Origin of the sequence: Streptomyces sp. P6-2-1 (assembly GCF_050613165.1) — a bacterium.
Taxonomy (GTDB): Bacteria; Actinomycetota; Actinomycetes; order Streptomycetales; family Streptomycetaceae; genus Streptomyces.
Genome location: NZ_CP192513.1, coordinates 4,793,017 through 4,817,548, shown reverse-complemented (window position 1 = coordinate 4,817,548; position 24,532 = coordinate 4,793,017). Strand labels below are relative to the sequence as shown.

The 24,532-nt window shown below is 73.4% G+C and carries 20 protein-coding genes; 8 read left to right on the top strand and 12 right to left on the bottom strand.

Annotated elements, in window-relative coordinates; translation table 11 throughout:
- Positions 1 to 5: 5 nt before the first annotated feature.
- On the top strand, positions 6 to 1,874 hold the full coding sequence (locus ACQYWQ_RS20670; RefSeq protein WP_431036518.1) for a GH39 family glycosyl hydrolase: 1,869 nt from the start codon (positions 6 to 8) through the stop codon (positions 1,872 to 1,874).
- Positions 1,875 to 1,989: 115 nt separating this feature from the next.
- Here the strand turns inward: ACQYWQ_RS20670 and ACQYWQ_RS20665 are convergent, their stop codons facing one another.
- The 7 genes from ACQYWQ_RS20665 to ACQYWQ_RS20635 all read right to left on the bottom strand — a co-directional run bounded on the left by ACQYWQ_RS20665 (position 1,990) and on the right by ACQYWQ_RS20635 (position 10,137).
- Positions 1,990 to 2,952, bottom strand: coding sequence for a hypothetical protein (locus ACQYWQ_RS20665; protein WP_431036517.1), 963 nt, complete (start codon positions 2,950 to 2,952; stop codon positions 1,990 to 1,992).
- 65 nt (positions 2,953 to 3,017) lie between these two features.
- The gene (locus tag ACQYWQ_RS20660; RefSeq protein WP_431036515.1) at positions 3,018 to 4,127 is read right to left on the bottom strand and encodes a hypothetical protein; all 1,110 of its coding nucleotides are present in this window, start codon (positions 4,125 to 4,127) and stop codon (positions 3,018 to 3,020) included.
- 94 nt (positions 4,128 to 4,221) lie between these two features.
- A complete protein-coding gene (locus tag ACQYWQ_RS20655) occupies positions 4,222 to 7,185 on the bottom strand; it encodes a SpoIIE family protein phosphatase (RefSeq protein WP_431036514.1) in 2,964 nt (987 codons plus the stop codon).
- 599 nt (positions 7,186 to 7,784) lie between these two features.
- Positions 7,785 to 8,192 carry an ATP-binding protein gene (locus tag ACQYWQ_RS20650; RefSeq protein WP_431036512.1) on the bottom strand — a complete coding sequence of 136 codons (408 nt, stop codon included), beginning with the start codon at positions 8,190 to 8,192 and terminating at the stop codon, positions 7,785 to 7,787.
- A gap of 182 nt (positions 8,193 to 8,374) precedes the next feature.
- Entirely contained in the window at positions 8,375 to 8,767 is a 393-nt protein-coding gene (locus ACQYWQ_RS20645; protein WP_431036511.1) for an NUDIX hydrolase, read from the bottom strand.
- 165 nt (positions 8,768 to 8,932) lie between these two features.
- A complete protein-coding gene (locus ACQYWQ_RS20640; RefSeq protein ID WP_431036509.1) occupies positions 8,933 to 9,220 on the bottom strand; it encodes a hypothetical protein in 288 nt (95 codons plus the stop codon).
- 161 nt (positions 9,221 to 9,381) lie between these two features.
- The gene (locus ACQYWQ_RS20635) at positions 9,382 to 10,137 is read right to left on the bottom strand and encodes a GntR family transcriptional regulator (protein ID WP_431036508.1); all 756 of its coding nucleotides are present in this window, start codon (positions 10,135 to 10,137) and stop codon (positions 9,382 to 9,384) included.
- A 227-nt stretch (positions 10,138 to 10,364) separates the two neighbouring features.
- Here ACQYWQ_RS20635 and ACQYWQ_RS20630 point away from each other — a divergent pair, with 227 nt between their 5' ends.
- Positions 10,365 to 11,462: a threonine synthase gene (locus ACQYWQ_RS20630; RefSeq protein ID WP_431036506.1), complete on the top strand. Its 1,098-nt coding sequence runs from the start codon at positions 10,365 to 10,367 to the stop codon at positions 11,460 to 11,462.
- 70 nt (positions 11,463 to 11,532) lie between these two features.
- Here ACQYWQ_RS20630 and ACQYWQ_RS20625 read toward each other — a convergent pair whose 3' ends face one another.
- On the bottom strand, positions 11,533 to 12,750 hold the full coding sequence (locus ACQYWQ_RS20625; protein ID WP_431039270.1) for a pyridoxal phosphate-dependent aminotransferase: 1,218 nt from the start codon (positions 12,748 to 12,750) through the stop codon (positions 11,533 to 11,535).
- An 82-nt stretch (positions 12,751 to 12,832) separates the two neighbouring features.
- Here ACQYWQ_RS20625 and ACQYWQ_RS20620 point away from each other — a divergent pair, with 82 nt between their 5' ends.
- From ACQYWQ_RS20620 to ACQYWQ_RS20600, 5 genes are all read left to right on the top strand, one after another.
- Entirely contained in the window at positions 12,833 to 13,519 is a 687-nt protein-coding gene (locus ACQYWQ_RS20620) for a winged helix-turn-helix transcriptional regulator (RefSeq protein WP_431036504.1), read from the top strand.
- A 125-nt stretch (positions 13,520 to 13,644) separates the two neighbouring features.
- Positions 13,645 to 15,012 carry a capsule biosynthesis protein CapZ gene (locus ACQYWQ_RS20615; RefSeq protein ID WP_431036503.1) on the top strand — a complete coding sequence of 456 codons (1,368 nt, stop codon included), beginning with the start codon at positions 13,645 to 13,647 and terminating at the stop codon, positions 15,010 to 15,012.
- Positions 15,013 to 15,244: 232 nt separating this feature from the next.
- Complete coding sequence (locus tag ACQYWQ_RS20610) at positions 15,245 to 16,621, top strand: capsule biosynthesis protein CapZ (protein WP_431036501.1); 1,377 nt, start codon at positions 15,245 to 15,247, stop codon at positions 16,619 to 16,621.
- A 234-nt stretch (positions 16,622 to 16,855) separates the two neighbouring features.
- A complete protein-coding gene (locus tag ACQYWQ_RS20605; RefSeq protein WP_431036499.1) occupies positions 16,856 to 18,232 on the top strand; it encodes a capsule biosynthesis protein CapZ in 1,377 nt (458 codons plus the stop codon).
- 234 nt (positions 18,233 to 18,466) lie between these two features.
- A complete protein-coding gene (locus ACQYWQ_RS20600; RefSeq protein ID WP_431036497.1) occupies positions 18,467 to 19,822 on the top strand; it encodes a capsule biosynthesis protein CapZ in 1,356 nt (451 codons plus the stop codon).
- Positions 19,823 to 19,881: 59 nt separating this feature from the next.
- On the opposite strand, the gene ACQYWQ_RS20595 is transcribed toward ACQYWQ_RS20600, so the two are convergent.
- The 4 genes from ACQYWQ_RS20595 to ACQYWQ_RS20580 form a co-directional block, all read right to left on the bottom strand.
- Positions 19,882 to 21,054, bottom strand: coding sequence for an MFS transporter (locus ACQYWQ_RS20595; protein ID WP_431036495.1), 1,173 nt, complete (start codon positions 21,052 to 21,054; stop codon positions 19,882 to 19,884).
- A 283-nt stretch (positions 21,055 to 21,337) separates the two neighbouring features.
- Positions 21,338 to 21,706: a VOC family protein gene (locus ACQYWQ_RS20590; RefSeq protein ID WP_431036493.1), complete on the bottom strand. Its 369-nt coding sequence runs from the start codon at positions 21,704 to 21,706 to the stop codon at positions 21,338 to 21,340.
- A 126-nt stretch (positions 21,707 to 21,832) separates the two neighbouring features.
- Complete coding sequence (locus ACQYWQ_RS20585) at positions 21,833 to 22,564, bottom strand: VOC family protein (RefSeq protein WP_431036491.1); 732 nt, start codon at positions 22,562 to 22,564, stop codon at positions 21,833 to 21,835.
- The gene (locus ACQYWQ_RS20580) at positions 22,561 to 23,229 is read right to left on the bottom strand and encodes a TetR/AcrR family transcriptional regulator (protein WP_431036489.1); all 669 of its coding nucleotides are present in this window, start codon (positions 23,227 to 23,229) and stop codon (positions 22,561 to 22,563) included. The genes ACQYWQ_RS20585 and ACQYWQ_RS20580 overlap by 4 nt, the downstream gene beginning before the upstream one ends.
- A gap of 119 nt (positions 23,230 to 23,348) precedes the next feature.
- On the opposite strand from ACQYWQ_RS20580, the gene ACQYWQ_RS20575 reads away from it, so the two are divergent.
- A complete protein-coding gene (locus ACQYWQ_RS20575; RefSeq protein WP_431036487.1) occupies positions 23,349 to 24,530 on the top strand; it encodes an MFS transporter in 1,182 nt (393 codons plus the stop codon).
- Positions 24,531 to 24,532: the final 2 nt, after the last annotated feature.

Genomic DNA, 24,532 nt, shown 5'->3' with positions numbered 1-24,532 from the left:
CCGTCATGCCCGAAAACACCGCAGCGCCGGAGAAGTCCGCAGCCCGCTCCGACTGGGAGCAGCGCATCGGCAAGCCCAGCGACACCCGGCTCACCGGCACCGCGGCCGTCCCCGCCCCCGCCGGGCTGCGCGCCGAGGACGGCACCGGGCTCGTACGGCTCGACTGGCAGCCCGTCGACGGCGCGCTCGGCTACCTCGTGCACCGCGCCGATGCCCCCGAAGGCCCCTTCACGCCGCTCGACCACCTCGGCGGCGACGTCCTCGCCGTACCGCACCCGCCGTACGCGGACACGCTCGTGGAGCCGGGCCGCGCCTACTACTACAAGATCGCGAGCTGGACGGACGACGGCGCCGGCCCGCTGAGCGCCGAGGCCGTGCCCGGCTGCCCGAAGGCCCCGGGCGCCGCGCCCGCGGCCGTCGATGTCGCGGTCGACGCCGCCGCGCCCACGAGCCCGCTCCCCCGCGTGTGGAACAGGATCATCGGCGCCGAACACCTCTCGCTCCTGCTGTGGGACAAGCCGGGCCCCGGCGGCTCGGACACCGCCGCCGAGTACCACGAGGCGCTGGAGAAGGTACGGGACGAACTCGGCGTCCGCGCCGTGCGCGCCCACGGCACCTTCCTCCCCGAGACCGTCTCGGTCCGCGCGGACGGCACCTTCGACTTCTCCGGCCTCGACGAGGTCTACGACCGCTTCCTCGCCACCGGTCTCAAGCCCGTCGTCGAACTCTCCTTCCTGCCGAAGGAGCTGGCGAACGACCCCGCGTACACCGTCTTCGACTACAAGGCCCTCGTCTCGACGCCCCGTTCGTGGGAGCGCTGGGGCGAGCTGTGCCACGCGCTCGTCCTCCACCTCCAGGAGCGCTACGGCCGCGACGAGGTGGCCGGCTGGGAGTTCGAGGTGTGGAACGAGGCGAACCTCGAAGTCTTCTGGAACGGTACGCAGGACGACTACCACCGCCTGTACGCGTACGCGGTACGCGCCGTGAAGGCGGCCGACCCGCGCATCCGCGTCGGCGGGCCCTCCTCGGCGGCGGCCGGCTGGGTCGGCGCGCTCCTGGAGTACTGCCGCGCCGAGGACCTGCCCGTCGACTTCGTCTCGACGCACACGTACGGGAACGCGCCGCTCGACTTCCGGCCGCTCACGCGCGCCTACGCCGAGGCGACCGGGCGTCCCGAGCCGGAGATCCTGTGGACCGAGTGGGGCGTCACGCCGACCCACTTCAACCCCGTCAGCGACTCCGTCTTCTCCGCGCCGTTCGTGCTGCGCGGCATGAAGTCGGCGCTCGCGTCGACCGACGCGCTCGCCTACTGGGTCGCGACCGACCAGTTCGAGGAGCTGGGCTGGCCGCCGAAGCTCTTCCACGGCGGCTTCGGGCTGCTCACCGTCGGCAACCTGCGCAAGCCGCGCTTCTGGGCGCTGTGGCTGCTCAACCAGCTCGCGGGCGACCGCGCCCCCGTGGCCGTGAGCGGGGACGGGGCGGACGCGACCGTCGAGGCGCTCGCGACGCGCGCCGAGGACGGCTCCGCCGTGGACGTGCTCGTGTGGAACGGCACGCTCGACCAGTCGAAGGTCGCGGGCGCCGCCGCCCTCGACCGCGCGACGACGGTACGGGTCACGGGACTTGAGCCGGGAGCGCGCTACACGGTGCACGCCTACCGCGTGGACGAGGAGCACGGCAACATCAAGGCCGTGTGGGACGGGATCGGCGGCGGCGACTGGCCGGACGAGACCGAGTGGGCGAAGCTCCGCGAGGCCGACCGGCTGCCCGCCGAACCGCTCGCGCCCGTCCTCGCCGACGCGCGGGGCACGGTACGCGTGGAGGCCGGGCTGCCCATGCCGGGCATCCGGCTCGTGCGGCTGCGCCGCGCCTGAACTAGACCGCTCCGGCGGCCCGTCGACTCCGGGGGCCGTGCACCGCGACCTGACGGTGGTGCACGGCCCCCGGCTCATGCCCGCGCGCGGTGCCGCGTACCGGCGGCGCGTGGTGTCACTGGGCGCCGTGGGCGCCGGTGGGCCGCCGGTACCTGGCGCTCATGGCGTGGAAGACCTCTTTCGGCTCCCAGTGGGTCGCGTCGAGCATGCGCACGACGCCGTAGGAGGCGAGGTCGCGGTCCAGGGGCTTGTCGTAGTTGGCGAAGGAGAACCACAGGGCCGTGTCGACGCCCTCGTCCTCGAAGATGTCGAGCAGTTCGTCGAGGTAGCGCACCTGCTCGCCCTCGTCGGGGACCGCTCCCTCCGGCGGCTGCCAGGCCATGCCACCCAGGTCGCCCGCGCCCCGGTAGGCGCATGTGCCGTACTCGGTGACGGCGAGCGGCTTGCCGTGGGAGCGAAGGGCGCGCAGCCCGGCGCGGAAGTCCCCGGCGTTCCGCGCGGTGCGGTAGGCGTCGACGCCCACGAGGTCGAACGGTGTCCAGTCGACGGGTTCCCAGGCGCCGGACGCGTAGGTGACCTTCCCGCCGAAGTGGGCCCGCACGGTCGTCGCCGCCTCGGCGAGGAAGGCGTTGAGGCGCTCGGGGACCGGCCCGAGCGAGGTCCACCAGGCCAGGTCGGCGGTGGCCATCGCGTGCAGGCGCTCGCGGTGGGTGTCGCCGGGGAGGAAGCCGTCCGCGAAGGCGCTGAGTTCACAGCCCGTGACGAACACGACCTGTGCGCCCTCCGCGCGCAGGGCCTCGGCGCGCCGCGCGCAGTCGGCGAAGAACGCCAGGACGCGCTCGGGCGGGAGGTCGACGGGGAACGGCGAGAACCACACTTCGAGGCCCGCGTCGGCCGCGTGCCGGGCCGCGACACCGAGCCGTTCCGCGTCGCGGCCGGTGACGCGCACGGCGTCGCAGTGCAGGTCGCCCGCGATCACCGCCATGTCGTACCGCACGTGCTCCGGGTCGAAGGTCTTCCGGGTGAACAGGTCGCCGGGGAAGGTCCCGGTGTCGTAGGTGATGCCTCGTGCGCGCACGTCAGTCCTTCCTCAGGGGGGTGGGTCCGTGTGTCCGGCAGGCCGAAGACGCCTCTCGCGCGGCGCTACCCGAGCCCGTTGACCGGGGCGCCCCAATTGTCGCGGTACGCCTTCCAGTCGGCCTCGGTCGCGGCGAAGTCCACGTACAGGGCGAGGCCGAAGCGGATGCGCTCGCGGTCGGTGCGCGCGAGGCCGAGCCGGGCGCCGCGCACGGCGGCGGGGACGGTCTCGGCGGCGGCGCGGTGGCCGGGCTTGTTCTCGTGGAAGAAGGGCATGCCCATGAGCAGGTCGGTCTCCGGCGGGGTGACTTCGAGGGCGAGTTCGGTCTGCTGGGCGACGTAGCCGCCGTACAGGCTCTCCAGGGGCATCGCCGTGTCGTACGACATGACGGCGATCTGGTCGACGCGGCGCGCGACCTGCCCGAAGTACGCCTGGCTCCAGTACTTCTCGTGCCCGCTGACCGCGCCGAAGGCGGTGTGCAGGTCGGGGAGCGGGTCGATCTGGTGCGCGGCGACGGAGAGCGGGGCGTGCCGCGCCGCCGTGAGGGTGTGCAGGCGGGTGAGCAGGCCGAGGAAGTCGCTGTCGCCGGAGTGCAGGGGCTCGAAGTCGAAGTGCAGTCCCTGGAATCCGGCGTCGAGTATCTGCCGCGAGGAGGTGAGGATCGCGGCGCGGGTCGCCGCGTCCGCCATGTGCAGCCCGTCCGGTGTCTCGGTGTCGAGCACGTCGCCGAGCCAGGCCTGCACGCGCAGCCCCGGCAGTCGCGCGTGGAGCCCGTCGACGAGCCGGCCCGCCTTCGGGTACAGCTTCTTCGGCAGCGTGCCGTCGTGCTCCAGAGGGCCCGCGTGCACGTAGAGATCGCGGATGCCGGTGTAGCGGAGCCGTTCGGCGAGCCGGTCGAGGTCGCCCGCGTCCTTGCGCCCGTCCACCCACGCGTGCCCGAGCCACAGCGCGTCCCTGCCGCGCGTGCGGGTCCCGTCCCCGGGTTCCCCCGCGTACGAGAAGCGCAGCCAGGTCCCGGCGGCGAGCACGGGCAGCAGCACGAGCAGGACGACGACGAGCGCGGCCCACCGCAGCGCCCGTACCCAACGGGCCCTCGGCGCACGCGTCTTCGGGTGCGGCCCCGAGGGGGCGTCCCCGGCCCCGCCCGCGTCCCGCTCCACGGTCTCCGTCTGCATCCGCCCGCCTCCCGGCCCACCGAGCCCGGAGCGACCCCCCGGCACGTCGCACAGAGTAACCGACATGCCGAGGGGCGACGGTCACGCGCCGCCGTCAGAAGAGGCTCAGCAGCGCCTCCGCCGCGTCCACCCCGCCCGACTCGCCGTCCGGCAGCCCCAGCTCGAACCACACCGTCTTGCCGTGCGGGGTCCTGCGCGAGCCCCACGAGGCGGCGAGCAGCCCGACGAGCTGGAGTCCCCGTCCTCCCTCGTCCGTGTCCTTGGCCCGCCGCCGCCTCGGCTGCACGAGCCCTTCGTCCCACACCTCGCACACGAGCGTCCTGTCGAGGAGCAGCCGCAGCCTGATCTCCCCGTCCCCGTACCGCAAGGCGTTCGTGACCAGCTCGCTGACGAGGAGTTCCGTCGTGTCGGCGAGGGCTTCGAGTCCCCAGCCGGCGAGCCGTTCGCGCGTGTACTCGCGTGCCTTGCCGACCGATTGCGGGTCGCGCGGCAGCGTCCAGTCGCCCACGTTCTCCTCGGGCAGCCCCTGCACGCGCGCCATGAGGAGGGCGATGTCGTCCTCGCCGTGGTGCGTGTCGAGGCGCCGCAGGACCTGGTCGCAGATGTCCTCCAGCGGGCGCCCGGGGTCGGTGAGGGCGTTGCGGAAGGCGAGCAGGCCCTCGTCGAGCGGCTGGTGCCTGGACTCCACGAGCCCGTCGGTGTACAGCGCGAGCAGCGCGCCCTCGGGGAGTTCCACGGTGACCTCATCGAAGGGCTCCCCGCCGACACCGAGCGGCATCCCCGGGGGTACGTCGAGCAGCAGCGCGGGCCGGTGCGCGCCGCTCGGCTCCAGGAGGACGGGCGGCAGGTGGCCGGCGTTGGCGAAGGTGCAGCGACGGGTCACGGAGTCGTACACCGCGTACACGCACGTGGCGAGGTACACCTCGGCGAGGTCGGTGTCCTGGTCCTGGCGGGCCGCGCGCGTCGTCTGCTGCGGCGAGCCGAGCCCTTGCGCGATCTCGTCCAAGTGCGAGAGCACTTCGGCGGGTTCGAGGTCGAGGAGCGCGAGGGTGCGTACGGCGGTGCGCAGTTCGCCCATCGCCGCGGCCGCGCGCAGCCCGCGTCCCATGACGTCCCCGACGACAAGTGCCGTGCGGTGCCCCGGCAGTTCGATGACGTCGAACCAGTCACCGCCCACCTCGGTCGCCTCGTTGCCCGGCAGGTACCGGCAGGCGATGTCGAGCCCGGCGGCCTCCGGCTCCCCGGGCGGGAGCAGGCTGCGCTGGAGGAGCAGGGCGCGCTCGTGCTCGCGCCGGTACAGGCGCGCGTTGTCGATGAACACGGCGGCGCGCGTCGCGAGTTCGACGGCGAGCGCGCGGTCGCGTTCGCCGAAGGGCTCGCTGCCCTTGGTCCTGGCGAACTGCGCGAGCCCCACGACCTTGTCGTGCGCGACCATCGGCACGGCGAGCGTGGACTGCACGAGGTCGCCGTCCGTGCCGGGGAGCAGTTCGGGCCGCGCGGTGCGCAGCACGCGGGAGCGCGGCGAGTCGGACGGGTAGCGGTGCACGGCGCCGACGTCGACGGAGCCCGCTCCGGCCCCGTGCCGCCGCGCCTCCTCCGGTCCCGGCCCGTAGCCGTACCAGGGCCGTCCCCGTTCCCGCCGTCCCTCACCCGGCGCGCTGGGCCGCCCGACAGTGAACGGCCCGGCGGGCGAGGCGCTCCACTCCCGCATCCGGTCCTCGGGGCTCGCTTCGGTACGGGCCTGCGGCGGCGCGGCCACGGCGGGCGGTACGGACCGCGCGGGGGCGCCCGCGCCCGTGGCAGGAGCGCCCGCACCCGTGCCGGGGGCTCCGCTCGCCGTGCCCGGGACCGCGCCCCCCTCGCGCTGGCGCAGGAACGGCAGGACGTCGGCGACGGCGCTCGCGAAGGCGACCCGCCGCAGCTCGGCGCTCCCGTCCGTCATCCCCGGCGCCTGCTCGTCGCCGCTCAGCAGCGCGTGGTACAGGTCGACAGAGGCGAGGTCGCAGAATCCCGGGACGGCGACGTCGAGGAGTTCGCGCGCCGTGGTCTCCAGGTCGAGCGAGTTGCCGATGCGCGAGCCCGCCTCGTTGAGCAGGGCGAGGTTGCGCCGCGCGCTCGCGGCCTCGCGCGCGGCGGCCTGGCGCCTGGTCACGTCGGTCGCGAGGGCGGCGACGCCGAGCGGGCGGCCGGTGCCGGTGTGCACGCGGTAGAGGTCGATCGACCAGTGCTTGGGGTGCGGCTCACCGGGAGGTGTCCCCGTCAGGCTCAGGTCGTTGAGCGCCCCGCCCTTCTCCAGGACGTGCCGCAGCGCGGTCTCCAGGCGCTCGCACTGCGCGGGCCCGAGGTAGTCCGCGGCCCCGCGCCCCTGGTGGGCCTCGGCCGGGCGGCCGAAAACGGAGGCGAACCGCTCGTTGACCCTCCGTATCCGCAGATCCGTTCCGAAGAGCACGAAACCGAAGGGAGATTGGCCGAAAATCGCCTGCGACGCGGCGAGGTCCGTCTCGATCCCGCGCAGGGTGCGGACGTCCACGGCGATACACACCGCGGCGGGATCGCCGAGTTCGGTACGCGTGGGCATGACGTAGATCTCCGCGACGCCCTCCTGTGCCGGAAGGTGCCCCGAAGCGGAATCCGGGGTGCCGGAACCGGCGCCCGAGGGAGCGGGACCGCCGCTCGCGGGGTCGGGTTCGGGCCCCTCACCGTGCGTGTCCTCGCGCGGGCCACCGCAACTCGCCGGGTCCCGTCTCGCGGGCAGGCGGAAGGGGACGATCCCCGTCCACTCGCGGCCGTCGAGGATCTCGGCGAGCTTGCGATGTCCCTGGCCGCGCAGCCTGGGCGGCACGAAGACCTCGACGGGATCGCGGCCCACGACGTCCTCGGCGCGGATGCCGAAGAGCCGTTCGGCCCGCTCGCTCCACTGGTCGACGGTGCCGTCCGGCCCTATCGAGAAGGCGGCGACCTTGATGTAGTCGTAGAGGGAGCCCGGCGGGCTGCTCTGCCACACGATCTCGTCCGGGGCACGGCGGGAGGCCGCCGTCCTCGCAGGTATCTCGCTCACGCGAACCGTCCCCTCCAGCCCACCGCGACCGGGGGGCGCTCCGGGCGGCGGCTTCCCGCAGTATCCAGCACAGCGGCGCCACACCCAACGGCCTTCACGATCACTGGCCGATCACGACGCTTTCCGGCCCCCGTCACACGCGCCCCCGCGCACACCGACGCGCACGCGGAAGGAACCGCACCCGCCCACGCGCGCGCGGCCCCGACGGCTGCCCTGGGCCCTGACCTGGAGATCGACACTTCCTCTCTCCTAACCAGCCGCCCCCACCTCTAATCCGCCTCGTACGTCCGGGCTGCGCCCCGCGCCGCCCGGCGGCCCCGCCGCGCGCGCGGGCGGGTACGGCGGCGGGCCCGGCGGCCGGTACGCAGGCGGCGCGAAGCGTACGGGTCGCACAGGAGCGAGAACGGGCGCGCGGGGCGGCAAGCGCGGAGGCGTGCGGGAGCACAGGGGCGCACACGGAGCCCCGTACCACCGCTTTCGCGCCGTACGGAAGCGACAAACGCCCGGAATTCGTACGGAGGTTCAGGCGAAGGGCGCGCGCGGGCGGGAGGCGCGAGGGGAACGTGCGAAAGGGCCGCGCGAGAGGGGACGTACGTGGCTCAGGCGACCGGGATCGGGAGTTCGCACCACACCGTCTTGCCCGCCTGCGCGGGGTCCACGCTCGTGCCCCAGTTCCGCGACTGCCTGCTCAGCAGGCGGATGCCGCGCCCGCGTTCCTCGTCGGGTCTGGGTCTGCGTTCGCGCGGGCCCTGCGTGACGGGATCGGACACCTCGACGAAGAGGCTGTCCCTGCGGCGCGAGAGGCGCAGGCCGATGGGGCCGTGGGCGTATCTGAGGGAGTTGGTGACGAGTTCGCTGACGACGAGAATCGTCACGTCGGTCATCGCGGCGAGGCCCCAGTCGGTGAGGCGCTCACGGGTCAGGTCCCTGGCCCTGCGCGCCACACCGGGCTCAGCCGGAAAGGTCCACTCGGCGCACACGCCCTCGGTGTCGATCAAGACGATCACTTCCCCAGAAAGACCGTAGAAGACCCTTGGCGGAGAATCCCTTGCGCCATCAATAGCCCCAAGCCGCGCCTTTCAGACGGAATCACGCGTACTTCCCTGCGGGTTGGCACGAATGGCGCAGCACGGGGAGCCCGCCCGGCGGACGGGGAGGAGGGTGGGGAGGAAGGGCCCGCGCGGACCGCTCAGCCGAGGAGTCCGCGCCGCGCGAGTTCGTCGAAGAGGAGGCGGTCGACGGGCGGGACCTCGGCGCGCTCGGCGAGCGTGAACCAGGCGATCTCCTCGATCTCGCCGCTCGGCGCGATCTCCCCGCTGTGCTCGGCGGTCCAGCAGCTCATCCGCACCCGCGTCCCGGGGGACTCGGGGACGTCCGCCTCGTACGTGCCGAGGTGGCGCGCGCTCGCCGCGTCGAGCCGTACGGTCAGCTCCTCCTCCGCCTCGCGGACGAGGACCTCGACGTCGCTCTCGCCGGGCTCGCGCTTGCCGCCGGGCACGTAGAAGACGTCCTTGCCGCGCGGGCGCGCGCACAGCACGCGCCCGCCCTCGATCCGTACCCAGGCCACCGTGTCGATCAGCACCGCTCGCGCCCCTCGTCGCCGGTCCGCACGCCGGTGCGCGCCATCCGTCCGGCGGACGACTCTAGAGGCTGCTCCGCCGCACGGAGGAGGCCGTCCCGCGAGAGGGGAGTCCCGCCGGAGGAGGTCTTCCCGCCGGGGGGCCGTCCCGCCAGGGGGGCCGTCCCGCTACAGGAGGTCGTCCCCCAGGCTGGGGATGCCCTCGGGGCGGGGGCGGTCGTCGGCGTGCTCGACGACGTAGAGCGCACGGGGTGCGGGGACACGGGCGTTGAGGCCGTCGGCGCGGCGCTCGGCCTCGGCGCGGGTGGCGTAGCTGGCGACGCGGTAGCTGTCCTCTTCGCCGTTGTCACGCCGTATCAACTGCCAGGGCAGCGAGGCGACGGGATCGGCCGTGCCGGCCTTGCGCACCTGGCGTCCCACCCTGGCGACGCCCCCCGTGGAAACTCCGTTTCGCATATGCCCGACCCTACCCCCCGCCTTCACGCACCGCATACGAGTTGGCACGATGCGAGGGGACGAACCGGCCACCGCGGGCCGCGAAGCCGGGGGTGGCAGGGGGGCGCACACGCCCAACGCGCCCCCCTGCACGCGCAGGTGGCGCGCGCGAGGGGCGGAGTCTAGCGAACGGGGAGGTGGTACGCGAGGCGGTAGCGGTCGGCGGGGACGACGAGGTCGGCGGTCTCCACCGCGCGCTGCGAGGCGTAGTACGTACGGGAGATGACGATGACGACGTGTCCAGGGACCCCGCCGAGCAGGCCCAGTTCCTCGGCGAGGCCGGGGCGCGCGCCGACCTCCTCGACCACGTTGTCGACGACGGTGTCGATCGCCGCCATGCGCTCGACGACGCCGCAGCCGCCCAGCGGACCCTCCTCGGGAAGCATGACGGGGGTGCGCCCCGTGAGCGAGAGGGGTTCCCAGGAGGTGGAGAGCATCAGGGGCCGCCCGGACTCGCGGAACACGTACCGGGTGCGCATGACGCGCTCGCCCGCCTCGATCCCGAGCCGCTCCGCGATGTCCTCGGGCGCGACGTCCTGCGCGCTGTGCGCGTCCCAGGAGCCCTGCGCCCCCTCGGCGGCCTGCTCCTGCCGGAAGGCCGTCGACGCCCCGGCCGGGGCCCGGAACCCGGAGCGCGCGATCCGCCGCGGTTCGAGCCGCTCGCGTACGTAGGTGCCCGAGCCCGAGCGGCCCTCCACGAGCCCTTCGGCCATCAGCACCTTGCGCGCCTCCAGGGCCACGGTGTCCGAGACGCCGTACTCCTTGCGGATGCGCGCCTGCGAGGGAAGGCGGGTGTGCGGCGGAAGCGAACCGTCGACGATCTTCTGACGGAGATCACCCGCGACACGCAGATACGCCGGCTGCTCACCGAAAGTCACAAGCCACTCCGATCAGGTTGACAGACGGCCACAGCGTGACAACCGAAAGTTGTCGCCCGCAAGCGGAGGCCAAAGTTTCACCCGATGTGATGAAGAGGCTTTGCGCAGGGACTTCCTGTCCGCTAAAGGCCCCGGGAAAACCCGGCCCCCCGAAGTTGTCCCTCACGCAGCGTGCGGCCCGCACGCCTCGGGGAACCCCGGCGCTCCCAGACCCTAGGCTCACCCCCATGACAGCCACCGCGCTCCCCGACCGCCTGTGCCCGAGCGAGGGCACCCGCGTCCCGCTCGCGGACCCCGCGTGGTGCTGCCCCGTCTGCGCGGGCCCCCTGGATCTCGACTTCCACCCCGTCCCCCGGCCCGCCGCCGGACCCGTGTCCTCACTGTGGCGGTACGCGGACCTCCTGCCGCCCGCCGCCCCCGCGCTCTCGCTCGGCGAGGGCGGCAGCCCGCTCGTCCCGCTCACCGAACGGGTCTCGGCGAAGCTGGACTTCCTCATGCCGACACTGTCCTTCAAGGACAGGGGCGCGGTCCTCCTCGTCGGCCTGGCCAAGCGCCTCGGCGCGGGCGGGGTCCTGGCGGACAGCAGCGGCAACGCGGGGACGTCGGTGGCGGCCTACTGCGCCCGCGCGGGACTGCCGTGCACGGTGTACGTACCGGAGTCGACGTCCCCGAAGAAGACGGAGCAGATCGCCGCGCACGGGGCCCGCGTCGTCCGCGTCCCCGGCGACCGCGAGGCGACGGCGCTCGCGGCCCGCGCCGCCGCGGGCGAGCCGGGCGTCTTCTACGCGAGCCACGTCTTCCACCCGTACTTCACACAGGGCACGAAGACGTACGTGCACGAGCTGTGGGAACAGCTCGGCGGGCGTCTCCCCGAAGCGCTCGTGGTCCCTGTCGGCAACGGCACCCTGCTGCTCGGCGCGGCGCTGGCGATCGAGGAGTTGCACGGAGCGGGCCTGATCAGGCGCCGCCCCGCCCTGCACGCCGTCCAGGCCGCCGCGGTCCCGCCGCTGGCGCGGGCGTGGCGCGAGGGACGCGACGACCTCGCCGGGCACACCCCGGCCGCCCCGACCCTGGCCGAGGGCATCGCGATCCCCCGGCCGCCCAGGGCGCGGCAGATCCTGGCGGCGGTACGGGCCACGGGCGGCGCCTTCCACACGGTCCCCGAGTCCGCGATCCGCCCGGCCCAGGAGGACCTGGCGAAGCGGGGGTTGTACGTCGAGGCGACGGGGGTGGCGTGCTGGGCCGCGGTACGGGAAGGGGCGGTGGGGGACGCCGAGGCGGTGGTACCGCTGTGCGGGGCGGGGCTGAAGACGGGCATGGCCTGAGCCGCCGCACGGGCCGCCGTCGCCCCGCGCGAAGGGCCCCGCCCGGGCCGCCGTCGCCCCCCTGCCCCGTTCAGCCCGCCTGCCGGTACCCGGCGAGGAAGCGGCCGATGCGGCCGATCGCCGACTCCAGGTCGTCGGCGTACGGCAGGGTGAGAATCCGGAAGTGGTCGGGCCTGGCCCAGTTGAACCCCGTCCCCTGCACCACCTGGATCTTCTCCCGCAGCAACAGGTCGAGGACGAACCGCTCGTCGTCCACGATCGGGTGCACCGCCGGGTCGATCCGCGGGAACGCGTACAGGGCGCCCTTCGGCTTCACGCAGCTCACCCCGGGGATCTCGTTCAGCTTCTCCCAGGCCCGGTCCCGCTGCTCGCGCAACCGGCCGCCCGGCGCGGTGAGTTCGCGAATGGACTGCCGTCCGCCCAGGGCCGCCTGAATCGCGTACTGCGCGGGCGCGTTGGCGCAGAGCCGCATCGAGGCGAGCATCTGGAGCCCCTCCAGGTAGTCCCGCGCGTGCTGCCGCGGCCCGCTCACCACGAGCCACCCGGACCTGAACCCGGCCACGCGGTACGTCTTCGAGAGCCCGCTGAAGGTGAGGACCACCACGTCGGGGCCCAACGCGGCGGCGCTGTGGTGCACTTCGTCGTCGTAGAGGATCTGGTCATAGATCTCGTCGGCGAGGACCATGAGCCCGTGCCGCCGCGCGAGGTCGAGCACGCCCTCGACGATCTCCCGCGGATAGACCGCCCCCGTCGGGTTGTTGGGGTTGATGAGGACGAGCGCCTTCGTGCGGTCGGTGATCCGGGACTCCATGTCGGCGAGGTCCGGGTTCCAGTCGGCCGACTCGTCGCACACGTAGTGCACCGCCTTGCCGCCCGAGAGCGTGACGACGGCGGTCCACAGCGGGAAGTCGGGGGCGGGCACGAGGACTTCGTCGCCGTCCTCGACGAGCGCCTGCACGGCCATCGTGATGAGTTCGGAGACCCCGTTGCCGAGCCACACGTCATCGACGGTGACGCCCTCGACGCCGAGCGCCTGGTACCGCTGGGCGACGGCGCGGCGCGCGGAGAGGATGCCGCGCGAGTCGGTGTAGCCGTGGGCCTGCGGGAGCATCCGGATCATGTCCTGGACGATCTCCTCCGGCGCCTCGAAGCCGAAGAGCGCGGGGTTGCCCGTGTTGAGCCGCAGCACGCTGTGGCCCGCCTCCTCCAGCGCGTTCGCCTGCTCGATCACCGGGCCCCGGATCTCGTAGCAGACCCCGTTCAGCTTGTTCGACTGCCGGAACTCCATCGGTGCCTCCACGGAAACTGTGATGCTTGGTTTTACCAAGCGGGCACTTGGAAAGTCCAACCCTGTGTCTAGACTGCGGCTCATGCCACGTCAGACGCAGCCCCGCCGCCGAAGCTACGACCAGTACTGCGCGGTCTCGCGCGCGCTCGACGCGGTCGGCGACCGCTGGAGCCTGCTGGTGGTACGGGAACTGCTCGCGGGCCCGCGCCGCTACACCGACCTGCTCGCCGACCTCCCCGGCGTCAGCACCGACATGCTCGCGACCCGGCTGCGGGACATGGAGCGCGACGGTCTCGCCACCCGCCGCAAACTCCCGGCCCCCTCCGCGGCGTCGGTGTACGAGCTGACCGACCGGGGCCGTGCGCTGCTGCCCGTCCTCACCGCGCTCGCGGCCTGGGGCGCCCCCGACCTCACGAGCCGCCGCCCCACCGACGCGGTCCGCGCCCACTGGCTCGCGCTCCCCCTCATCGCCCCGCTCGCCGCCGCGCTCCGGGGCCCGGCCGTCATCGAGGTCGAACTCCCCGAGGGCCTCTTCCACCTCCGCCCCCACACCCCCCAGGCGCACCCCCCGTACGGCGAGGGCCCCGCGCAGGACCCCGACGCGCGCCTGCACATGAGCGCCGAGACGTGCCGCGCCCTGGCCGAGGGCACGCTGACGCTGTCCGCGGCGGTCGACGAGGGGCTGGTGCGGATCACGGGCGAGAGCGGGACGGCGCGGGCGCTGGCCGGCTCCCGGCAGGGCGGCGCCGTCGGACGTACCAGGGCCTGACCTGCGGCGACAGCCCAGGAGGCATCGGTAAAAGTCAGACAAGACGGCCAGATATATGCTGTCGGCTCGCTTGGCGATGCTCAACGGACACAAGCGGTCAACCACCCTCGGAAACGGGAGCGAAAGTGACAGAAACCGTCGACAGCGCGTACGCGGCACACGACGCGGACTCCACCGAGCAGCTCAGGTCGGAGATCGCACGGCTCGATCGCCGCATCGCCTGGCTGGAGTCGGAACGTGCCACGGCCCGGCGCGCCGCGGGTGCCCTCACGATCGACGAGTTCCTGGAACCGATACGTGTCCGCAGACAGGCCGCGGACCTGCGCCGCGCCACGGGCGAACCGCGGCAGAAGGTCATCAAGGTCGTCCAGCCCTCCGGCATGACGCTCCCCGCCCACTCCCCCCTGCGGCGCGTCCCGCCCCGTAAGCCGGAGGACATGCAGCCCGACTACCTGGAGAAGTACGACAGCCACACCGTCTTCTACGACGTCTTCCAGTCGGGCGACGACATCTGGCTCTGCGGGCCGCCGGTGAGCAACCTCAAGGAGCCGCTGAAGAAGGCGGACTGGCGCGTGGACGGCACCGACGTCGGCCACGCCGTGGAGCTGAACGACTGGGGCCGCACCCAGCGCTCGCGGATCACCGGCGAGGGGCACGGCAGGCACCTCACGCTCGACCTGGGCAGCACCGGGTTCAGCGCGGTCATCGCGCCCGACGAGTCCGACCTGTTCGCGGGCCAGCGGACGATCATCACGAAGTCCCAGGACAACGACCTCGTCTGGATTCAGGACTACCTGCGCTACTACCACGTCGTCCACGGCGTGACCGGCGTCGTGTTCTACGACAACAACTCGACGAAGTACACGCCGCAGGACGTCGCGGACGCCATCGCGCAGGTGGACGGGATCACGACCGCCGTGGTCGTCGACTGGGCCTTCCCCTTCGGCCCCAACGGCGGCCCCCACAAGGTCTGGGACTCGGACTACTGCCAGTACGGGATGCTGGAGCACGGCCACTTCCGCTACCTGAGGAAGGCGGCCGGGGTCATCAGCACCGACATCGACGAACTGATCCTGACCGAGGACGCCCGCACCGTCTTCGAGCACGCCGCCGAGGCGGAACAGGGCGTCGTGGCCTTCTCGGGGGTCTGGATGGCCAAGGCGACGCGGACGCCGATGGACCCGCACCGGCAGCGCCGCTTCTCCGACTACCACCACCGCGTGAAGGGCACGACCACGGTGAAGTGGGCCCTCATCCCCGCGATGGTCGACGACCAGTCGACGCAGTGGCGCATCCACAGCGTCGCGGGCGCGCCCGTCGCCAACACCGAGAAGATCCACCACCGGCACTTCCAGGGCGTCAACAACGGCTGGAAGTACGCACGCGCCGAGACCGTCGTCACGCCGGGGACCCACACGTACGACCTCCGGATGAGCCGCGTACTCGACCTCGTCTTCGGCCCGTCCCCCGAAGGGTCGCCCACGCACCCCTGAGGCCCGCGCCGCGCCTCCCGGGGCCCGCGGCGCACGGCCCCCCTGCGGGCCCGGCACGGCGATCGTTCCGTGACGGGCCCGCTCGCGTCATCCGATCAGCCCCGCGCGTCACCCGTGCGACGTGCCGCGTCCCCGCATCGGCGCTATCAATGGGACCAGTGCGGCAGCGCCCAGGCCCCGCGCCCGGCGCTCCCGTCACCGGAACCCGCACACCGAACCGGCAGGAGCGATCGTGAGCACTGGAACCGACACCGGATCAGCGAACGGGGCCGGACGAGGGGACATACCGCACCCGGACCTCGCGGCGATCGAGCGCAGGCTCGCCCGCGTCGAGGCGGCGCGCGACAGGCCGGCGGGCGCGCGCACGCTCGACGAGTTCCTCCGGCCGCTGCGCGAGGCGCGCGCCGCCTGGGACGTGCGGCGCTCGGTCGGTGAGCCGGAGCAGAAGACCGTCAAGGTCGTACGCCCCTCGGGGATCACGCTCCCCGAGGAGGCGCCGCTGCGCCGCGTACCGCCGCGCAAGCCCGAGGACCAGCAGCAGGACTACCTGGAGAAGTTCGACAGCAGGACGCTGTTCTACGACGCGTTCCGCCTCGGCGAGGACGTCTGGCTCTCCGGGCCGCCGCTCAACAACCTCAAGGAGCCGTTGGAGAAGGCGGACTGGCGCGTGGACGGCACGGACGTCGGCGCCCGCGTCTCGCTCTCGGACTGGGGCAGGACCCAGCGCTCCCTGATCAGGAACGCGGGCCCGGGAGAGCGCCTGACGCTCGGCCTCGGCGACACGCGCTTCAGTGCCGCGATCGCGCCCGACGAGTCCGGCCTGTTCGCGGGTCAGCGGACGATCATCACGAAGTCCCAGGACAACGACCTCGTCTGGATTCAGGACTTCCTCCAGTACTACCACCTCGTGCACGGCGTGACGGGCGTCGTCCTCTACGACAACAACTCGACGAAGTACACGCCGCAAGACGTCGCCGACGCCATCGCGGCGGTGGAGGGCATCACGACGGCCGTCGTCGTGGACTGGCGCTACCCCTGGGGCCCGAACTGCGGCCCCCACAAGGTCTGGGACTCGGACTACTGCCAGTACGGAATGCTGGAGCACGGCCGCTTCCGCTACCTCTCCCGGGCGGCCGGGGTCGTCAGCGTCGACATCGACGAACTGGTCCTGTGCGACGACGCGCGCTCCGTCTTCGAGCACGCCGAGGAGTCGCCGACAGGGACGGTGATGTTCGAGGGCAGCTGGATCGCGAAGGCGACGGCGGAGCCGATGGACCCGGAGCGGCAGCGGCGGTTCGTCGACTACCGGCACCGCGTCAAGGGCACGACCACGGTGAAGTGGGCGGTCCTGCCCGCCCTCGTGGACTGGCGGTCCACGCAGTGGCGGGTGCACAGCGTCGCGGGCTCGAACGCGGAGAAGAACGAGCGCATCCACCACCGCCACTACCAAGGCGTCAACAACGGCTGGAAGTACGACAGGACCGAAGAGGTCGTGCGGCCGGGCACCCACACCTTCGACCTCCGCATGAGCCGCGTCCTGGACGTGGTGTTCGGGCCTCCGGAGGACTTCGAGCCCGCCCCGGCGGACGTGCGGGAGGCGGCCTGGTAGGGGGGCGGGGCGACGGGGGACGGGAGGGTGCCGGGGGGGCGGGGTGGTACAGGGGCGGGGCGGAGGCGGTGCGGGGGCGGTGCGGTGAGGCGGGCGGGCGGTGCCGGAGGGGCGCGGAGCTGTCATATGCTCATCACTTGATCAACTGCGAACCGTCCCCCACCGGCGCGCGCTGCTGCTGGCCGTGACCCGGCGACGCCGAACCGGAGGGCGCGCTCGGAATCGGGAGCAAGAATGCCAACTGGAGCCGCCGGGAACGCCCACGAGCAGGCGCGGCCCTCGCGGGCCGAGGTCGCTCGCCTGAGCCGCCGCGTCGCCGCGCTGGAGTCGGAGCACCGCAGATACGCGCTCGGCGCGGGGGACCTCAGCCTCGACGAGTTCCTCGCACCGGTCCGTGCCGCACGCGGGGCCTGGGACAGGCGGCGGGCGAGCGGGGAGCGTTCACCGAGGACGATCAAGGTCGTCCGGCCCTCCTCGGTGACGCTGCCCGCCACGTCCGGCTTCCGCAGGGAACCGCCGCGCAAGCCCGAGGACAGGCAGCCCGAGTACCTCGACCAGTTCGACGACCGCACCCTCTTCTACGACGCCTTCCAGTACGGCGACGACGTGTGGCTGAGCGGCCCGCCGGTGGGCAATCTCCGGGAGCCGCTCGCCAACGGGACCTGGCGCGTCGACGGCGCCGACGTCAGCGGCGACCTCAGGCTCCACGACTGGGGCCGCACCCAGCGCTCGGTCGTCGCCGGGGCGGGCGCGGGCCGCGAGCTGACCTTCGGCCTGGGGTACGACCGGTTCAGCGCCCTCATCGCGCCCAATGAGTCGGACCTCTTCGCGGGGCAGCGCACGATCATCACGAAGTCCAAGGACAACGACCTCGTCTGGGTCAAGGACTTCCTGCGCTACTACCACCTCGTGCACGGCGTGACGGGCGTCGTCCTCTACGACAACAACTCGACGAAGTACACGCCGCAGGACGTCGCCGTCGCCATCGCGGCGGTGGAGGGCATCACGACGGCCGTCGTCGTGGACTGGCGCTACCCCTGGGGCCCGAACTGCGGCCCCCACAAGGTCTGGGACTCGGACTACTGCCAGTACGGAATGCTGGAGCACGGCCGCTTCCGCTACCTCTCCCGGGCGGCCGGGGTCGTCAGCGTCGACATCGACGAACTGGTCCTGTGCGACGACGCGCGCTCCGTCTTCGAGCACGCCGAGGAGTCGCCGACAGGGACGGTGATGTTCGAGGGCAGCTGGATCGCGAAGGCGACGGCGGAGCCGATGGACCCGGAGCGGCAGCGGCGGTTCGTCGACTACCGGCACCGCGTCAAGGGCACGACCACGGTGAAGTGGGCGGTCCTGCCCGCCCTCGTGGACTGGCGGTCCACGCAGTGGCGGGTGCACAGCGTCGCGGGCTCGAACGCGGAGAAGAACGAGCGCATCCACCACCGCCACTACCAAGGCGTCAACAACGGCTGGAAGTACGACAGGACCGAAGAGGTCGTGCGGCCGGGCACCCACACCTTCGACCTCCGCATGAGCCGCGTCCTGGACGTGGTGTTCGGGCCTCCGGAGGACTTCGAGCCCGCCCCGGCGGACGTGCGGGAGGCGGCCTGGTAGGGGGGCGGGGCGACGGGGGACGGGAGGGTGCCGGGGGGGCGGGGTGGTACAGGGGCGGGGCGGAGGCGGTGCGGGGGCGGTGCGGTGAGGCGGGCGGGCGGTGCCGGAGGGGCGCGGAGCTGTCATATGCTCATCACTTGATCAACTGCGAACCGTCCCCCACCGGCGCGCGCTGCTGCTGGCCGTGACCCGGCGACGCCGAACCGGAGGGCGCGCTCGGAATCGGGAGCAAGAATGCCAACTGGAGCCGCCGGGAACGCCCACGAGCAGGCGCGGCCCTCGCGGGCCGAGGTCGCTCGCCTGAGCCGCCGCGTCGCCGCGCTGGAGTCGGAGCACCGCAGATACGCGCTCGGCGCGGGGGACCTCAGCCTCGACGAGTTCCTCGCACCGGTCCGTGCCGCACGCGGGGCCTGGGACAGGCGGCGGGCGAGCGGGGAGCGTTCACCGAGGACGATCAAGGTCGTCCGGCCCTCCTCGGTGACGCTGCCCGCCACGTCCGGCTTCCGCAGGGAACCGCCGCGCAAGCCCGAGGACAGGCAGCCCGAGTACCTCGACCAGTTCGACGACCGCACCCTCTTCTACGACGCCTTCCAGTACGGCGACGACGTGTGGCTGAGCGGCCCGCCGGTGGGCAATCTCCGGGAGCCGCTCGCCAACGGGACCTGGCGCGTCGACGGCGCCGACGTCAGCGGCGACCTCAGGCTCCACGACTGGGGCCGCACCCAGCGCTCGGTCGTCGCCGGGGCGGGCGCGGGCCGCGAGCTGACCTTCGGCCTGGGGTACGACCGGTTCAGCGCCCTCATCGCGCCCAATGAGTCGGACCTCTTCGCGGGGCAGCGCACGATCATCACGAAGTCCAAGGACAACGACCTCGTCTGGGTCAAGGACTTCCTGCGCTACTACCACCTCGTGCACGGCGTGACCGGGATCGTCTTCTACGACAACGGCTCCACGCGCTACACCGCGCAGGACGTCGCCGACGCCATCGCCGAGGTGGACGGGATCACGACGGCCGTCGTCGTGGACTGGCCCTTCCCCTTCGGCCCGCAGGGCGGCCCGAAGAAGATCTGGGACTCGGACTACTGCCAGTACGGGCTCCTGGAGCACGGCCGCTTCCGCTACCTCTCCCAGGCGGCCGGGGTCGTCAGCGTCGACATCGACGAACTCGTGCTTGCCGACGACAACCGCCCGGTCTTCGAGCACGCCGCCGAGTCGGAAACGGGCGTCGTGATGTTCTCCGGCTACTGGATGGCGAAGGCGACGCGCACACCGATGCCCGCCGACCGCCAGCGCCGCTTCGTCGACTACCACCACCGCGCCGAGGGGACGACCACGGTGAAGTGGGCCGCCGTGCCCGGCCTGCTCGACGAGCCGACCACGCAGTGGCGCGTGCACAGCGTCGCGGGCGCGGAAACGGCGCCGACCGACAAGGTCCACCACCGCCACTTCGAAGGCGTCAACAGCGGCTGGCGGTACGACCGCGCCGAGTCCGTGGCCCGGCCCGGCGTCCACGCCCACGACCCGCACATGAGCGGAGTGCTCGACCTCGTCTTCGGCGCCTCGCCCGGAGACGTCCCGGGCCCCCGCTGACGCGCCTCACGCCTGACGCGCCTCACGCCTGAGGCCGCGCGCCTGACGCCGCGCGCCCCTCACGCCGCCGCTCGCCCGCGTGCCCCGAGCAGCACGCGGGCGAGTACGCACAGGGCGGCGCCGCACCAGAAGGTCCCTCCGTACCCCGCCAGGGCGGCGACGAGCCCGGTGAGGCCGCCCGAGAGCAGCTGGGCGAGCGGGAAGGTCGCCGAGAAGAGCGCGGCCGCCGTACCCGCGCCGCCGGGGATCTCGCGCTGCACGAGCACCATCGGCAGGCTCACGAGCACAGCTGTCCACAGCGCGTTGGGCACCTGGAGGAGCAAGAGGTACGGGCCGGTCGCGGCGAAGGGCATGAGCGCGAAGAACGCCGCGGCGAGCACGGCGGCGGCCCGTACGAGGCGCTCCTCGCCCCACCGCCCCGCGCACCTCCCCACCCCGATGAGCAGCGGGATCTCCAGCGCGGCGCACGTCCCCGCGAGCACGCCGACGAGCGCGGGGCTCAGGCCGAGGTCACGCGTGGCGTGCGGGGCGAGCGCGATGAGGTACATCTGGTCGGCGACGTTGACGGCCGTCGCCGCGCCGAGCAACAGCCAGGTGCGGTACGGAACCCGGGCGAGCGCGTGGCGCAGGCCCGTGGGAGGTGTCCGCGCGCGGGGCACGCGGGGCAGCACCCGGCGGGCGAGCAGCGCGGCGAGCAGGAGGAGCGCCGCCAGGCTCGCGTACAGCGTCCCGAAGCCCGTGCGCGTGAGAAGGAAGAGCCCGGCGGGCGGCCCGAGCACCCACCCGGCCGAGAACACGGCCCGCACGGCGGCGGTCCCGCGCGCGAGCGGCCGCCCGGTCAGCTCGGACAACTCCCGCGAGTACGCGAAGACTTGCGAGGCGTATGTACTGGCGAGGCCACCGAGCAGGGCGCCCGCGGCGCACACGAGCGCGTACTCCCGTACGAGCGCGAAGCAGCCCGCGCCCGCGACTCCGGCGAGCGCCGCCATGACGAGCACGTTCCTGCGGTCGGTGAGCCGGTCCGACCAGCGCCCCACCGCGAGCCCGAGGCCCACGGAGACGAGGGCGCTCAGCACGAAGTACAGACCGACCCGCCAGGGACCGGCGTCCGCCTCGTCGGTGAGGAAGAGGCTCGTCGTGGTGCCGAAGACGGACATGGCGAGCGCGTAGCACGCGGTGGCGGCGCCGAGTGCGGTGTTCGCGCGGCGTGTTCCTGCACGCACGGTCGTCACAGCTCTCCCCTGCCGCTCGGCGCAGCCGGGCGCTGAGGCACCGGCCCCTACGGCAGTCGGCTCTGCGGAGAGAGCGGGCATGCCCTGTCTCACGTGGAGACTAACAAGCGGCGGGGCGGGGACCGTACGGGTTTTCCCCACCGGGAGACCCGCACGGCCCGGTCCCGTACGGTCCATGCGGCGGCGATGCCGTCCGCGAGCGGCAGCCCGCCTCCCCGACCGGCAGCCTCCGGCGGGGGCCGTCCCCGCAGGGGACCTGAGCCGCCGGGGACGCCCTTCGCCGCTACCGCTCGGCGTCCCCCCGCAGCACGCACAGCTCATTGCCCTCGGGGTCCGCCAGGACGACCCAGCCCGAGCCGTCCGGCTCCCGGTGGTCGGCGAGGAAGGCGGCCCCGAGCGCGAGCAGTCGCTCGACCTCCGCGTCCCTGGTGGTTCCGGGCCGCAGGCACAGGTGCACGCGGTTCTTGACGGTCTTGGGCTCGGGCACCTCGTTGAAGTACAACTTCGGCCCCTCCGCGAGCGCCACCGCCGTCTCCCGGTCCCCCGGCGCGCACTCCGGGTCCAGCGGACGTCCCGTCACCTCGCTCCAGAAGCACGCCAGGGCGTACGCGTCCGCACAGTCGATCGCCACGTTCTGCACCACAGAGACCATGCGGGAGAGCCTAAGCAAGCGGGCAGCGCACCGTCACCGCTCCGGCGCACGGCCACCACCCCGGCGCAGGCCACCGCTCCGCCGCACGGGCACCGCTCCGCGCACGGGCACCGCTCCGCCGCGCCGTCACTGCTCCGGCGAGCGGTCCGTCAGGCAGTATTCGATGCCCGCCGTGTCGCGCATCACGTGCCACTCGGCGCCTTCCCGCACGTAGGTGGCGCCCGCGAGTTCGTGGCGCGCGCGGGCCGCCTCGCGGTCGGCCGTGGCGAAGTCGACGTGCGCGCCGGGCGGGCGGTCGGCCGCGAGGCGCTGGGCGAGGACGCGGAAGGGGAACTCCCTTGCCGTACGCAGGTGCTGGTACTCGGGGCGGTCCGTGGGCTCGGCCTCCCAGCCCGTCATCCGCGTCCAGAAGAGCACCTCGTCCTCGTACGCCGAGGGGCCGATGTCCAGCGTCACCTGGTCCAGGCGCGCGCCGCCGAAGCTCGGCGGGGGCACGTTGAGGCCGTCGTCCCGGACGACGCAGAAACCGAGCCCTGCCGGGCTGCGGAGCACGACGAGGCCCGGTTCCTCGTGCTCCGTGAGGGCGCCGAGGCCGGCCGCGTGGCGCGCGAAGCCCTCGACGTCCGCGACGCCGAGATCGAGGTGCGTACCGCCCCTGCCCTCGCGCAGCGACTGGTGCTTGAGCACGGCGTCATAGGGCTCGGGGGGCAGGAAGGTGACGAACTCGCCTTCCGCCCCGCGCGCCTCGGAGATCTCCGTACCGGTCACCGCCGCCCAGAAGGCGCGGTCGCGGCCCTCGCCCGCGCGGGGGCGGTCGACGAAGGCGTACCCCCAGCGAACGGGGCTCTTGCTGCTCATGCGATCGGCTCCTCGGTCGGGTTCTCCGGCGGGCTCTCGGTCCTCGGTCGCGTCGTGAGGTAGAGGGCCATCATGCGGGCCGCCTCCGCGAGGACCCAGTCATCGCCGCGCGGGTCCTCGCGAAAGGCGCGCTGGAGCAGGTCGTCGAGCGCGTCGACGGCCATCGCGACGCGCCGCTCCGCCACCTCCGTCGCGGGCAGCCCGTGGTGCGCGACGAGGGCGCGGTGCACGAGGGCGGCGATGCGCGCGTTCGCGCCGTCGCTCGGCTCGGTGTGCTCGGGGAGGCGGGGCGGCCCGGCGAGCCACAGGCTGCGGAACCCCGGCTCGGTCCTGAAGCGCTCGGCGAAGGCGTCGACGAGACGGCGGATCAGGCCCTCGACGGTCTCCCCCGGCGGGTGCACGGCGGTGTGCCCGGCGACGAGCGCGACGTGGCTGTCCTGGAACTCCCGGGCGAGCGCGGTCGCGATGGCTTCCTTGTCCGGGAAGTACCGGTAGAGGAGCCCGACGGAGATCCCGGCCTCCGCGGCGATGTGCTTCGTCGTGATCTCGCCGTACGGGCGCGCGTCGAGCAGGCGCATCGTCGCGGCCTTGATCCGGGCGACCTTCTCCTTGCTGCGGCGCTGCTGGGGGCGCTCGCGGGCGGCGGGGGGTGCTGTCTCGGCCATGAGGCCAGCGTGGCACAGGGCGGGGGTTGACGGAGCACGGGAAGAGGTCAAACATGAACGCGAGTCACGTTCACCTTTGTGCGCGTGCTCCGCTTCCGTGCTTGATCCAGGGGGGAATCATGGCCACGCTCGCTCCACCACGCTCCCGCGTCCTCGCCTTCCGGCTGCTGTGGGCGTCCGTCACCGTCTCCGCGCTCGGCGACGGCATCCGCTTCGTCGCGATGCCACTGCTCGCCTCGCGCGTCACCGGCGATCCCCGGCTCATCGCCCTGGTCGCGGTCGCCGGGCACGTCTCGTGGCTCCTGAGCCCGCTCGCCGGGCTCCTCGCCGACCGGCTGCCCAGGCGTCCCGTGATCGTCGGCGTCGACGCGGGCCGGGCGCTGCTCGCCGGACTGCTCGCGTGGGCGGTCGCCGCGGGTCAGTCCTCGGTGGGACTGCTCACGGTCGCGACGTTCCTGCTCGGCTGCGGCGAGGTCCTGTACGCGGCGGCCTGCGCGGGCACGGTTCCCGCGCTCGTCGGCACGGAGCGGCTCGCCGCGGCCAACGCCCGTGTCCAGTCCTCCGCGATCCTCAGCGACACGCTGCTCGGGCCGCCGCTCGGCGCCGTCCTGCTCGGTGCGGGCGCCGCGGTGCCGCTCGGCGCCGACGCGCTGAGCTTCGCGCTCGCCGCGGGGCTCGTGGCCTGCGCGACACTGCCCGGCAGGCGCCCTGCCGCACCGCTCAGGGGCCGCGTACGGGCGGAGGCGCAGGCGGGCCTGCGGCTCGTGGCCCAGGACCGGGCCATCCGCCGCTCGCTCCTCGGCAGCGCCGTGTTCTCGCTGGTCACGGACGGTCTCGCGGCGATGCTCGTGGTGTGGACGGGGCGGGTGCTCGGGCTCGGCGACCTCGGGTACGCGCTCCTGGTCGCCGCCTTCGCCGTGGGCGGGCTCGCCGGCGCCGCGGCCGCGCCCCTGCTGCCGGTACGGGTCGTGCTGCGCGCGGCGCCGTGGTGCGCGGCGCTCGCCGCCGCGCTGGCAGCGACGGCGCACGGTGTGTTCCTCGCGGGCCTCACGCTCTTCGCGTACGGCCTCGGCTTCGGCGCCTGGAACGTGCACGCGCAGACGGAGCGGCAGAAGCGGACGCCGGTGGAGCTGATGGGCCGCGCGGGGGTCGCCGGTGCGGCCGTGTGCGGGCTGGCGAGCGCGACGGGAGCGGTCCTGGCGGGCGCGCTGACGTCGGCGGCGGGGCCGCGCGCGGCCTTCGCGGCGGGCGGGGCGGCGCTGGGCGCGCTGGCCCTGTGGTGGGGGCGGCGGGGACGGTGAGG